Genomic DNA, 12,901 nt, shown 5'->3' on the forward strand with positions numbered 1-12,901 from the left:
GTTGTGCACGATAGTGAAAATGTTAACCAAGTTGAGCGCATTCCTTCTACCTGCATTTTATTTTCTCCTGTTTATAAGTACGGAACCAATGACAGTACGAGCAGATACTGGTACCGATTCTTATAATTATTCATTCTGGGGAGAATCCGTTCCAGCTCCAGCTGCCTTCCAAGCAACACAGCTGGTGAACGGCGCAAGCTTGGGGATCGAAGCGCTCAGAGAACCGAATGACCTGTATGTAACAAACGATAATTTTATCTATGTCATCGATACTGGTAACAATCGTGTCGTGATAATAGATAAAGAATTTAATATGGTTGATACAATTGATTCCTTTCTTCATGGAGGGAAAAATGATACATTTTCCAATCCACGTGGTGTGTTCGTAACGAATGAAAAACACGTTCTGATAGCTGATACCGGAAATCATCGTGTGGTTCATTTGGATCAACATTTTAATTTGGTGAAAATTATCGAGGAACCAAAGTCCGACCTTATAAGAGAAGATTTTGTATTTCAACCTGAAAGAGTTGTTGTGGATAATGCTAACAGGATCTATGTGTTAGCTTCAGGAGTATTTGATGGTTTTATGGAATTTGACATCGAGGGGGATTTCACCACATTCATAGGTGCAAACCGAGTACAGATTGAACCGATCGAATATTTTTGGAGTCGTGTTGCAACAAGAGAGCAACGGAGCCAAATGAGGATGTTTATACCAACGGAATTTTCAAATTTAGATATTAATGATCAAGGATTTCTCTATGCAACTAGTACCGATGGCTCAAACGATAGTATCAAAAAGCTTAATGCAAGGGGAACAGATATCTTAAGAAGAGAAGGGTATTTCAGTCCTATTGGTGATATTCGATATGAGCATGATTTAGGTCCTTCTAGGCTGACTGATATTTCTGTTACGGACAGCGAGATCTATTCCGTTCTAGATTCTAGGCGAGGTCGAATCTTTACGTACGATGGTGATGGACATTTAATGTACATGTTCGGTGGTCTGGGGAATCGATTAGGTAAATTTAATACCCCTGTTGCGATCAGTTGGTTTGGAGAAGATTTTCTCGTGTTGGATAGGGCATTAGGCGAAATAACCGTTTTCCGCACAACTGAATATGGCCGGACACTCACTGAGGCTGTAAGAAGTTATTATCGAGGTGATGAAGAAAAGGCGAATGATCTTTTTGAACGAACTGTCAACATGAATGCCAATCTTAATTTCGCTTATAGCGGCATTGGCAAAGCCTTGTTACGCCAAGGGGATTACAAGGAAGCAATGCATAACTTTGAGCAAAGTTACGATCGAACTAATTATTCGAAGGCCTTCTTGCTTTACCGAAATGAAGTGCTTCGAGAACATTTTTCTACGATTATGACGGTACTTATGTTAGTAGCTGTAGGTGCTGTGAGCTTTAGGATCTACCGAAAAGTAAAATGGAGAAAGAGGGGGGTTTCAATTGAATAGAGAGATGATTAAATACCCATTTCACCTTATCTTTCATCCTTTTAACGGGTTTTGGGATTTGAAATATGAATATAGTAAGCGAATGAATCTGATTATTTCCTTTGCCATTTTGTTCTTGCTTGTGGTCACGAATGTTTTGAGCAGTCAGTACAGTGGCTTTCTCGTTAATTTGTATAATCCGGAGAACATGAACAGCTTAATGGAAATTCTATACGTCATTATACCGGTATTATTTTGGTGTGTGGCTAATTGGTCACTAACAACTTTAATGGACGGGGAAGGGAAGTTTGTTGAAATTTTTACATCTACATGCTTTGCATTAAGTCCACTTGTTATCATTAACTTCCCGTGGATTTGGTTAAGCAATTTGATATCGATGCAAGAGACGATGTTCTACTACTTCTTTACTAGCTTTGCGGTTCTCTGGTTTGTCTTTCTATTGTTTATCGGAAACATGACGGTGCATCAATATACTCCGTCCAAATCAGTCGGGACCATCTTACTGACAATAGTGGCAATGGGCTTTATGGCATTTCTATGCTTATTGTTCTTTAGCCTGATTCAACAGATGGTCGCTTTCTTCGGCGTAATCTATCAAGAAATTGTCAATAGGTATTAAGAAGGGGTGGTAAAAAAATGGGTGTAGATAGAAAAACACGAAAAATATTACTACTTATGTGCTTTCTCTTTACCATCATCTTAGTAGGCTGTTCAGAACCCAGTTCAATCAGTGAAACGGATGGTGATGAAGTTGATCCGGTATTTGTACAGGGAGAAGCATTGCAAGCCTCTTTCTCCGATGATCGCATTGGCGGAATGAAAGGGATTGCAGAAAATGATTATCTGCAATTGTTTGTAGATGATATAAACGGCTCAATTGCCGTTCATAATAAAAATAGTGGAAAGATCTGGCATAGTAATCCTCAGAACTGGGAGCAGGATTCAATCGCATCTGGAGAAAACAAAGCCTTATTAGGCTCTCAGATGCAGTTAGATTTCTTTAATAATTTCGGACAAAGAAGCTCCATCAATTCTTACGGGGGCAGTGTGGTGCACGAACAGTTTACATTTGAAGAGATTCCAAATGGTGTTAGGGCTTCTTATCTTTTCGGAAAAGCTGAGAGAGGAGCAGAAGATTTACCCCTCATGTTAAGCGTTGATAGATTTGAAGAGTTGTCAAGCAGATTGGATTCAACGGGGCAGCGTGCTTTATTGATTGCATACAGAGAGAATTCGGAAAAAGCTGTATATGAAAGAAATGACAGTGCGCTAAGTGGACTTCAATTGGAACGTGCATTACAGGCGTTTGAGGATGCAGGATACACTGAAGAGGACCTGGCACAGGATATGGCAGAACTGAATTTTACTCAAGAAACAAATGAGGGACGTATTTTCCGAGCATCAATAGAATATACGTTGGACAACGATAATCTTGTTGTGCATGTTCCAGTTTCTAGTATTGAATTCCCTGATAAATTTCCTGTAAATATGGTTTCTTTCATGAATTTCTTTGGTGCTGGTGGGGCAGAAGACGAAGGATCATTGTTTGTACCAGACGGTTCAGGTGCTCTCATCCACTTTAATAGTGGAAATACACAGTACCCGTCATACAGGCAATCAATATACGGATCAGATTTAACTTTGTCTGTGACAGATGATAGTAATAGTAGCGAAGAAAAGGTCAGATTGCCTGTATTCGGAATTATTCAGGAGGACGACGCCTTATTTGGAATTATAGAAGAGGGTGCCTCAGTTGCGAGAATTAACGCAGATATCAACGGCAGATTAAATAGTTATAACTACGTTTACCCAAGCTTCTATGTAGTAAATAAGGGTGATGTGACGTTAAATGCGAATGAGCAACAACGGACATTACCAAAATTCCAAGAAGATCCGATGAGGACAGACTTCACAGTACGCTATGCATTTTTAAGTGGTGAAAGCGCTTCTTATAATGGAATGGCAGGGTATTATCAGGATTATCTGGTAAAAAATAATGGGTTACCCGATAGACAGGTTGTTAGTGAAACGAATGATAGTCCTTTCTATTTACAGCTTGTGGGAAGCATCTCTAAAAGGAAGCATTTAGCTGGCATTCCGTATCAAGCACTTGAACCTCTAACAACATTTGAACAGGCAGAAAGCATTATTAACCAAATGCAGAATAGAGAGATTTCTAATATTAAATTGAATTATACGGGCTGGTTTAATGGAGGAGAGAATCATAAAGTCCCAAACAAAGTCTCAGTCGACAAAGCAGTTGGAGGAAGTAATGGTATGCGCAATTTCGCCTCATTTACTCAAGAAGAAGGGATTGAATTCTTCCCGAGTGTTAGTATTCTGACAGTCAATTCAGGGTCGGGATTCAGAGAATCTCGCGAAGCATCAAGAACATTATCAGGTCTTCCTGCTGAGTTATATCCAATGGATTTGACGCTGAATCGACGTGATCGATCAAAATCACCGTCCTATATTCTATCACCGAAGCTTGTAGAACAGTATACGGAGAACATGCTAAAAGACTTACGTGAATTTGAGACAGGTGGAATCTCGCTGAGAGATATGGCTAACCAACTTAATGGTGATTACAGGAGAAATAATCAGATTCATCGGTCAGAGTCTGAGAGTTATACCCTGCAGGCGTTAGACAAGATTCGTGAAGAAGATATGAATATCATGGCTAACGGAGGTAATGCCTATTCCTTACCTTACTTGTCACATATTACGAATGCACCACTAGGTAACAGCGGTTATAAGATTGTTGATGAAGTCATTCCTTTCTATCAGATGGTGATTCGAGGACATATAGATTACACAGGGGAACCGTATAACCTATCTAATTACTCCGATGTGAGGCAATATGTGTTGAGAAATCTAGAGTATGGTTCGAACGTTTATTTTACATGGATATATGAACCGAATTACAAGGTCAAGGATACGAATTTCAACCATTTATATGCCGTTAATTACGAGCTATGGATCGACCAGGCCACGGAAATTTACCATGAACTAAACGACATTTTAAGCAAGGTTAACAATGAACCGATTTTATTGCATGAAAAACTAGATGAGGGAGTTTACAAGACTGTATATAACAACGGGATGTTTGTAATTGTAAACTATAATCGTCATTCCATGACGGTTGAAGGAAAGACGGTAGAAGCCCAAGGCTATATAACAGGTGGTGAGGGTCTATGAAATCCATAAAAATGGGGAAGTCATTTCAGACATATGAAGGACAAAAGGCGCTTTGGGGATTTCTCTTTGTTTCGCCTTGGTTAATCGGTTTTATCGTCTTCTTTATGATTCCACTGGTAAATTCTTTACGATACAGCTTAAGTACGATCGAAGCAAGTTCTGAAGGTATGCAAATTACCTTTGTCGGTTTTACTAATTACGTACAGGCTTTAACGGTTAATACAAGTTTTAACCGTATATTAGTGGAATCACTTATAGATATAGTGGTAAATGTACCGCTAATCGTTATTTTTAGTTTGTTTTTGGCAGTAGTACTGAACCAGAAGTTCTTTGGTAGAACGGTCTCTAGAGCTATCTTTTTCCTTCCGGTCATACTGGCATCTGGGGCTATTGTGAGCTTAGAAGCGACAAGCCTTGTGCAAGCGGTTAATCAACAGAATGGGGGTTCAAGTGGAGCTATCAATGCTCTATCATCCTTTGAACTTGAACGAATGATGCTAAGAGCTGGAGTTCATGAAAATATTGTTATGTATCTTACCGGAGCAGTTAATCGCATCTATGACATTGTAAGTCAGTCTGGGGTTCAGATCTTAATCTTCCTTGCAGGTATCCAGGCGATTTCACCTCAGCTTTATGAAGCGTCTAAGGTTGAGGGAGCCACTGGGTATGAAGCATTCTGGAAGATCACGTTACCGATGGTTAGCCCGCTTATCCTTGTCAATGTAATTTATACGATTATTGATTCATTTTCGAGGAGTCCAGTAACAGATATCATTATGTCAACAGGCTTTGATACCTTCAATTTTGGGCTTAGCTCGGCTATGGCGTGGCTTTACTTTCTTTCCATTATGTTAATCTTAGTAGTTAGTACGTATTTCATATCGAAAAGGGTCTTCTACCAAGAATAGAGTGGTCTAGGAGTAAAACGATTTTGGAAGGACAAGAAAGCCGAATAGTTTCGTTATCATTAGAAGTGCAAAAATATGAATACATGTAACTTAATTCAAATATCAACTTAACAAGATAGGGGGGAACGAGTTGAAAATATCTAAATTATCATCTCTAGACAATTGGAAGCGTTGGCTATGGTCGATGGTACGCTTCGTTCTAATTGTTGGATTAGCGTTTGTCATCCTATATCCCATTCTTCAGAAAATATCGACGGCGTTAAAGCACCAACAAGACCTTTACTCACCGATTGTCGTATGGATTCCTGAGAATGTTTCACTAGATAATTTTAGGAATGCTATATCGATTATGGATTATTGGAATACATTGCTTAACACGATTCTCCTTGCTGGAATCACAACGATCTTAACAACTGCTTCCTGTGCGTTAGCAGGTTACGCATTTGCTCGGCTGAAGATAAAAGGAGGCAATTTGCTTTTTGCAGGTGTCATACTTACGATCTTGGTTCCGCCTACAACGATCCTTATTCCGATATACATGAATTTAAGAGATTTTACCTTGATGGGAATCATTCCACTATTAACTGGGGATTCGGTAAATTTGTTGAACTCTTATTGGCCGTTTATTTTGACATCTCTTACTGCAACTTCCCTTAAAGCAGGTCTGTTCATCTTTATTTTTAGACAATTTTTCAAGGGGATACCAAAAGTTATCGAGGAAGCAGCATATATTGATGGAGCTGGCGTTGGCACAACGTTTTTTCGAATCATGTTGCCAAACGCTATTCCAGCAATGGTTACAGTTATGCTTTTCTCGTTTGTATGGCAGTGGAATGACACATTCTATACGACAACGTATTTGACATCAAGTAACGTGTTAGCAACGCAATTGTCATCTTTGCCATATAACTTGGCTATCATGCTCGAGGGAGAAGCAGGCAGTAATGATCCATTCTTCCAAAGCATGGTGCAAGACACTGGTATTTTACTTTCTATGCTACCGCTAATCATTATGTATCTATTCCTTCAACGTTACTTCGTTCAAAGTGTTGAAAGAAGTGGGGTTGTCGGATAAGCTTTTTCTTTGCACAGCTCAGCACCTTGCGGAAATTTTTTAATAGGTCCGTAAGGTGTTTTAATTTCATGGCCGTTATTGAGGTGTTATAGAGAGGTGGGGACTAATCCTGATGAATAAAATTTGTAAAAAGAAAAAAACGTTTATTATTCATACCGCGGCACTGATATTAATCTTTTCATTATGGCTTCTAAGTGGATGCCAATCAAGCATGGAAGATATCGAAAGTAGTGAACCTGTGACTGCGCCAGCACAACAGATTGATATAGAGGATAGTGCAGAGAGTGCTTCCGATTCAGAAGAAAATTCAGTGGTTGAGGAAGATGATATTACTGATAACTCGGAATCTATCGTGATTGAAACACCTCCTGTTCCTTCTGTTGAGGAGGATATACCTTCACTTGCTGAAACGTATATTGATTATTTCCCGATGGGGGCAGCAATTGAACCTTTCCAAACGACCGGACTTAAGGCAGATCTCCTTAAAAAGCACGTAAACTGGTTAGTAGCTGAGAACGTGATGAAGCCAGATGCGATTCAACCTTCTGAGGGTAACTTCAATTGGGAGAATGCAGATCAAATTGTTGAATTTGCCAGAAAGAACGGCATGGAGGTACGATTTCACACGTTAGTTTGGCATTCACAGATTGGCGACTGGTTCTTTAAGGATTCTGAAGGCAAACCGATGGTCGATGAAACCGATCCGGTAAAACGTGAAGCGAATAAAACACTGTTGCTTGAACGTTTGGATGAACATGTTCGCACTGTAGTAGGTCGTTATAAGGACGATATAATTTCATGGGACGTCGTGAATGAGGTCATTGAACCGGGCGATCCGGATGGTATGAGAGCAAGTGAATGGTATCAAATTACAGGAACCGACTTTATCGAGACGGCATTCCGAGCTGCGCGTGAAGCAGGAGGTCCCGGGATCAAGCTCTATATTAATGATTACGGAACAGACAATCCGGTGAAACGGGACCGACTCTATGAACTCGTAAAGGTGTTGCTTGAAAAGGGTGTACCAATTGATGGAGTTGGCCACCAAACGCATATCGACATTCATGGACCTACTGTGACGTCCATCATAGATTCGATGCAGAAATTCAGCGAACTGGGCCTTGATAATTTAGTTACTGAATTGGATATGAGCATTTATTCTTGGAATGACCGTAGTGATTTTAGCGATGATATTCCTGAAGTTGTACTTCAAAAACAAGCTGAAAGATATCAAGAATTATTCGAAGCATTTAAAGAACACAAGGATATACTAAGTGGTGTTGTATTCTGGGGAATTGCTGATAACCACACTTGGCTACATTCGTTTCCGGTGAATCGTACAAATGCACCGTTATTGTTTGATCAGAATCTTAATGTAAAGTCGGCGTTTTGGGCCGTTGTCGACCCTTCAAAGCTACCTCAAAACTAATCGTATGAAAGGGTTCTCGTAGTGAGCAGATTGCGTTGGCGGCATCTGCTCCCTTTGTTACTAAAACATTATTCATAAAAGTCTAGAAATGCTCTTTCTTCAACGACAAGTGAAACTTAAATAATGGACTTTCGTGAATATTAATGGGGGAATTTGGTGGATAAAGATGGGGAAAATACCAAGAAAGCAATAAAAGAAGAAATGGATAGAAAGGAATTATTGAGAAAGTATTGGCAGTTCATTAGATCCTATCGCTTTGTTTTTTTGATCATCATTGTTCTAGGTATATTGCAATTAGCTGTACCTCTAGTTGCACCTTATATAACGGGAATTGTGTTGATTGACCACGTTTTACAAGGAGAAGATACATGGACTCTTCAAAGTGCTGTGCTAGTTTTGTTAGCTGTATTTTTGTTTGGTGTAACGATGGAGTTTATTAGAAACTATGTAACTGCTAAGTTAGGGAATAGAATGGTTGTTGATATAAGGAAAAAGCTCTATCAACACCTGCAATTACTATCTCCTAAATTCTATGATAACAAACATGTGGGCGGGGTTGTCTCGCGAATATTAAATGATGTTAATGGGGCACAGAATCTCGTACAAGGGGGTGTTATCAATATTATTGTAGATTTATAGTGTTTTTGCGACAGCAATGTTGTTTGTGTTAGACTGGCGATTAGCAATTATGGCTCTGTGGATTCTACCAATGTTATTTAACTTTTACGAATTTAAACGTCCGTATTCGCTTTGCATGGAGGTCTGTCCATCGTCAAATGGAACGGATGTCTTCTGTTTTAGTGGAACGAATTAGCGGGATTAAAATTGTTCAAGCTTTTACCCGAGAAAAAACAGAGATGAAACGGTACACGAAACAAGCAGATCAATATTTGTATCTTTCGTGTATCAATCCGAACGCCCCATCTTTACAAATAGAGATAAAGACGGCGATCCAGATATAGTAGAAGAATTTAAAGCGGATAAAAAGTTTTTCTTAGTGCCTCCTAAAATACTACCAAACAGAAGACCGGAAATTGAAGGATATGAATACGAAACATACAAAGATTTAAAGAATATTTCATTTCATGCAAAAACTGGTGATGTCATTGCATTAGTTGGTTCAAGCGGTTCAGGAAAATCAACATTAGCCAATCTAATTCCTCGTTTCTATGATCCGGATGAAGGGGAGATTTTACTTGATGGGGTTAACATTAAAAATTATGATCTTTACGATCTTAGAAAACAAATTGCCTTAGTTCTTCAAGATAATATTCTTTTCTCTGGAACTGTGTATGAGAACATTGCTTATGGAAGGCCTGAGCTTCTAAAAACGAAGTGATTGCAGCAGCAAAAGCAGCTAATGTTCATGATTTTATTATGGAGTTAAAAAATGATTATGACACGATCCTAGGTGAACGAGGGATGAGATTATCTGGGGGACAAAAACAACGAGTTGCCATTGCTAGAGCTTTGCTTAAAGATCCTCGTATTCTAATTCTTGATGAGGCAACTTCAGCGTTAGATGCTGAATCGGAAGCGCTCGTGACGGCAGCTTTAGAAAAACTCATGGAAAATCGTACAACGGTTGTGATTGCTCATCGTTTAGCAACTGTAGTACGTGCGGATCAAATATTAGTATTAGACCGGGGAGGAATTGTGGAAAATGGTACTCATAAAGAGCTCTTACAGTTAAATGGTGTTTACCGTAACCTCTATGAAAAACAATTAAAAGCCATGAAGCCTGATGAATTGGAGAATGTTCACTCTATTTAATCTTCTTATTGGCTATAGGCTCATGTGTCTCAGCACTTTTTTAAAACCCGCAAACAGACTTCTTTTCATACCCTTCCTGATGATAATACCTAATAGATAAAGGGTAATTCACCAACTGTTTGACAGGTTGTTGCTTCTAAACATGCACGCTACACTTACTCTAGGTATCTTTAAAAGATAAGAATAGAAAGAGGGAGATAATAAATGAACAATCAACGTTTGAATGCAAATGTAAAGTTATATGAAGCTTTCAAAGAAGATTTCTTTATTGGCGCAGCAGTGAATCCGATTACATTGGAGGGGCAACGTGATCTTCTTAAGCATCATTTCAATAGCTTGACAGCAGAGAATGAAATGAAGTTTATAAGTTTACATCCTACCGAGGAAGAGTATACGTTCGATCATGCCGATCGGTTGATTTCATTCGCAAAAGAAAATGGAATGGGAGTACGAGGACATACGCTCGTATGGCATAACCAAACTTCAGAGTGGATATTTGAAAATCAAGATGGAAATACAGTTGATCGAGAAACGCTTATGGCAAGAATGAAGTCTCACATTGAAACAGTCATGACTCGATATAAAGGAAATATCTATGCATGGGATGTAGTAAATGAGGCGATATCCGACAAAAGTGGAGAACTGCTACGTCCGTCCAAATGGCTTGAGATTGCTGGAGAGGATTTTATTAGTAAAGCGTTTGAATATGCGCATGTTGCGGATCCAAATGCGTTGTTGTTCTATAATGATTATAACGAATCTGACCCTGAAAAAAGAGAGAAAATATTTACCCTGGTAAAATCACTTAAGGATAAAGGGGTACCAATCCATGGAATTGGTTTACAGGCACACTGGAATCTAGAGTCCCCGTCCCTTGACCTTATTCGTCAAGCAATTGAGAGATATGCAAGTCTTGATATGAAGCTTCATATCACAGAATTGGATATATCCGTATTTAAGCATGATGACCAAAGAACGGATCTGAAGGAACCGACCGCCGAGATGATGGAGAGTCAGGCAGAACGATATGGTGAAATCTTCCGTTTGTTCAAGGAATACCGTGAATATATTACTTCGGTAACCCTCTGGGGAGCAGCTGATGATTATACATGGTTGAATAACTTTCCAGTCAGAGGTAGGAAAAATTGGCCATTTCCTTTTGATGCAGAGCATAAGCCGAAGCAATCATATTGGGAATTAGTAAATGTAGCAAATTCATAAACTAGGATAGATTTTTAGGAGGAAATAAAATGAGCCATACTACCATTACGAACCCTGTCATCTGGGCTGATATTCCGGATCCAAGTGTCATCCGGGTGGGAAAAGTTTTTTATATGGTCAGCACTAGTATGCACTCTATGCCAGGCTACCCTATTATGAAATCGGAGAACTTGAAGGACTGGGAGATCGTGAATTATGTATTTGACACTTTTGAGGATAATGTTGAGCATAATTTGCTTCATGGAAAAAGTATATATGGGCAAGGTTCATGGGCAGCAAGCTTACGTTATCATGGTGACACGTTCTATGTATGTTTCTCAAGCAATGATATGAATCAATTCTATGTGTACCGTACAAAAGATATTGATAACGGAATCTGGGAACGTTCCGTTATCCAAGGTCTATATCATGATCCTAGTATGCTGTTTGACGAAGGGCGCGTTTTTGTAATCTATGGAAATGGAGACATCCGCATTACTGAGCTGACAGAAGATGCAACCGCATTAAAAGAGGGTGGTATCAATCAACTGTTATTCGAGACTGAACGAGAAGGCATTGGTCTACGATGTGAGGGATGCCATGCCTATAAGCTGAATGGCTACTATTATTTGTTTTTTATTGAATGGCCGAAGATTGGAAATGGTCGGCGCAGACAACTATGCTACCGTTCTATGGAACTTTTAGGTCCATATGAACATAGAATCGTTCTTGATGATGATATGGGATACAACAATAAAGGAATTGCTCAAGGAGGGATTGTGGATACGTCTGAAGGTGAATGGTATGCGTTCTTGTTCCAAGATCATGATGCTGTCGGCAGAATTCCATGTGTTGTTCCTGTTACATGGTCCAACGACTGGCCTGTTTTCGGAATAGATGGGACCGTACCTGAGAAATTTGTGGCAAGGCTCCCCAAGTCGGAGACTAAATCACTGGTGAGAAATGATGAATTTAACTGCTCCGAAAATAAATTGTCACTTAATTGGCAGTGGAATCATAATCCAGATCATGAATTGTGGTCTTTAACGGAACGACCTGGCTTTTTGAGATTGAGAACGAGTTATCTAACGCACAGTGTAGAATATGCTCGTAATACATTGACCCAACGGACAGAGGGACCTGCATGCAGTGGAATGACCTTGATGAAAGTAAATCATATGAAACCAGGTGACAAAGCTGGGTTAGTAGCTTTACAACACGATTTCGGTTTAGTTGGTATTCAAGTCTTGGAAACTGGCGAGCGTTATATTTCAATGTGTGTCAAGGGCAATGATGGCAACGAAGAGGCAGTTGAGTCCATTCGATTTGAAGGACATCAGATTTATTTGAAAATTGATTTTGATTTCCTTGACAGCAAAGATTTGGCAACGTTTCATTATTCTGATGATGGTGTGGAATGGTATCAAATAGGGGCCCCATTACAGTTGAAATATACATTGAATCATTTCATGGGCTGCAGAATTGGCCTATTCAATTATGCTACGAAGGAAAGCAGTGGTTTTGTAGATTTTGATTATTTTAAATATCTTAAAAAGGATATAGAATAAATAAAAATAATTTGATTCATTTTTGAGGAGTGCAGATTCAGTTAAGTAAACTAATAAATAATTAAAGATTTTGACGCCACTTTTCTATCATGTGAAGATGGCGTCTTTTTATTAAATATATATAGAAGAAAGTATATTCTAACTCACGAAACAAAGAGATAGTAAGAATCTAAAAAATTGTGTATTGCAAAATGATCACACCAATAGGAGAATGAATAATAATGGTTCAATAATTATGCAGTTGCAGGAGTAAAAAATAGGGGTTAGAAGTGACTC

General features: G+C 39.1%; 12 protein-coding genes. All 12 read left to right on the forward strand.

Annotation, left to right across the window (positions count from 1 at the left end; genetic code table 11):
- Positions 1–10: 10 nt before the first annotated feature.
- The 12 genes from SLH51_RS07875 (at position 11) to SLH51_RS07930 (ending at position 12,625) form a co-directional block, all read left to right on the forward strand.
- Positions 11–1,474, forward strand: a complete 1,464-nt coding sequence (locus SLH51_RS07875) for a hypothetical protein (protein ID WP_390183837.1) — start codon at positions 11–13, stop codon at positions 1,472–1,474.
- Positions 1,467–2,093 carry a YIP1 family protein gene (locus SLH51_RS07880; protein WP_335960474.1) on the forward strand — a complete coding sequence of 209 codons (627 nt, stop codon included), beginning with the start codon at positions 1,467–1,469 and terminating at the stop codon, positions 2,091–2,093. Before SLH51_RS07875 ends, SLH51_RS07880 begins: the two co-directional genes overlap by 8 nt.
- 17 nt (positions 2,094–2,110) lie before the next feature.
- The gene (locus tag SLH51_RS07885) at positions 2,111–4,672 is read left to right on the forward strand and encodes a DUF5696 domain-containing protein (protein ID WP_335960476.1); all 2,562 of its coding nucleotides are present in this window, start codon (positions 2,111–2,113) and stop codon (positions 4,670–4,672) included.
- Positions 4,669–5,580 carry a carbohydrate ABC transporter permease gene (locus tag SLH51_RS07890; protein ID WP_335960477.1) on the forward strand — a complete coding sequence of 304 codons (912 nt, stop codon included), beginning with the start codon at positions 4,669–4,671 and terminating at the stop codon, positions 5,578–5,580. The genes SLH51_RS07885 and SLH51_RS07890 overlap by 4 nt, the downstream gene beginning before the upstream one ends.
- Before the next feature lie 184 nt (positions 5,581–5,764).
- On the forward strand, positions 5,765–6,655 hold the full coding sequence (locus SLH51_RS07895; protein WP_390183836.1) for a carbohydrate ABC transporter permease: 891 nt from the start codon (positions 5,765–5,767) through the stop codon (positions 6,653–6,655).
- 112 nt (positions 6,656–6,767) lie between these two features.
- Entirely contained in the window at positions 6,768–8,084 is a 1,317-nt protein-coding gene (locus SLH51_RS07900) for an endo-1,4-beta-xylanase (protein ID WP_335960481.1), read from the forward strand.
- A 156-nt stretch (positions 8,085–8,240) separates the two neighbouring features.
- Positions 8,241–8,723 (forward strand): ABC transporter ATP-binding protein, encoded by a 483-nt coding sequence (locus tag SLH51_RS07905; RefSeq protein WP_335960483.1) that lies wholly within the window; start codon positions 8,241–8,243, stop codon positions 8,721–8,723.
- A 146-nt stretch (positions 8,724–8,869) separates the two neighbouring features.
- The gene (locus tag SLH51_RS07910) at positions 8,870–9,046 is read left to right on the forward strand and encodes an ABC transporter transmembrane domain-containing protein (protein ID WP_335960542.1); all 177 of its coding nucleotides are present in this window, start codon (positions 8,870–8,872) and stop codon (positions 9,044–9,046) included.
- The gene (locus tag SLH51_RS07915) at positions 8,986–9,423 is read left to right on the forward strand and encodes an ATP-binding cassette domain-containing protein (protein ID WP_335960485.1); all 438 of its coding nucleotides are present in this window, start codon (positions 8,986–8,988) and stop codon (positions 9,421–9,423) included. The genes SLH51_RS07910 and SLH51_RS07915 overlap by 61 nt, the downstream gene beginning before the upstream one ends.
- Positions 9,420–9,857: an ATP-binding cassette domain-containing protein gene (locus SLH51_RS07920; RefSeq protein WP_335960487.1), complete on the forward strand. Its 438-nt coding sequence runs from the start codon at positions 9,420–9,422 to the stop codon at positions 9,855–9,857. The genes SLH51_RS07915 and SLH51_RS07920 overlap by 4 nt, the downstream gene beginning before the upstream one ends.
- A 204-nt stretch (positions 9,858–10,061) precedes the next feature.
- Positions 10,062–11,078, forward strand: a complete 1,017-nt coding sequence (locus SLH51_RS07925; protein ID WP_335960489.1) for an endo-1,4-beta-xylanase — start codon at positions 10,062–10,064, stop codon at positions 11,076–11,078.
- A gap of 29 nt (positions 11,079–11,107) precedes the next feature.
- Positions 11,108–12,625 carry a glycoside hydrolase family 43 protein gene (locus SLH51_RS07930; RefSeq protein ID WP_335960490.1) on the forward strand — a complete coding sequence of 506 codons (1,518 nt, stop codon included), beginning with the start codon at positions 11,108–11,110 and terminating at the stop codon, positions 12,623–12,625.
- The last annotated feature ends 276 nt before the right edge of the window (positions 12,626–12,901 follow it).

The sequence above is a fragment of the Halalkalibacter kiskunsagensis genome (assembly GCF_037027555.1).
GTDB lineage: Bacteria > Bacillota > Bacilli > Bacillales > Bacillaceae_D > Halalkalibacter > Halalkalibacter kiskunsagensis.

What these genes read in the sequence shown, in the direction of transcription:
- SLH51_RS07885 (WP_335960476.1), top strand. Translation starts at nt 2,111, where the DNA reads ATGGGTGTAGATAGAAAAACACGAAAAATATTACTACTTATGTGCTTT.
- SLH51_RS07890 (WP_335960477.1), top strand. Translation starts at nt 4,669, where the DNA reads ATGAAATCCATAAAAATGGGGAAGTCATTTCAGACATATGAAGGACAA.
- SLH51_RS07895 (WP_390183836.1), top strand. Translation starts at nt 5,765, where the DNA reads ATGGTACGCTTCGTTCTAATTGTTGGATTAGCGTTTGTCATCCTATAT.
- SLH51_RS07900 (WP_335960481.1), top strand. Translation starts at nt 6,768, where the DNA reads ATGAATAAAATTTGTAAAAAGAAAAAAACGTTTATTATTCATACCGCG.
- SLH51_RS07910 (WP_335960542.1), top strand. Translation starts at nt 8,870, where the DNA reads ATGTCTTCTGTTTTAGTGGAACGAATTAGCGGGATTAAAATTGTTCAA.
- SLH51_RS07925 (WP_335960489.1), top strand. Translation starts at nt 10,062, where the DNA reads ATGAACAATCAACGTTTGAATGCAAATGTAAAGTTATATGAAGCTTTC.
- SLH51_RS07930 (WP_335960490.1), top strand. Translation starts at nt 11,108, where the DNA reads ATGAGCCATACTACCATTACGAACCCTGTCATCTGGGCTGATATTCCG.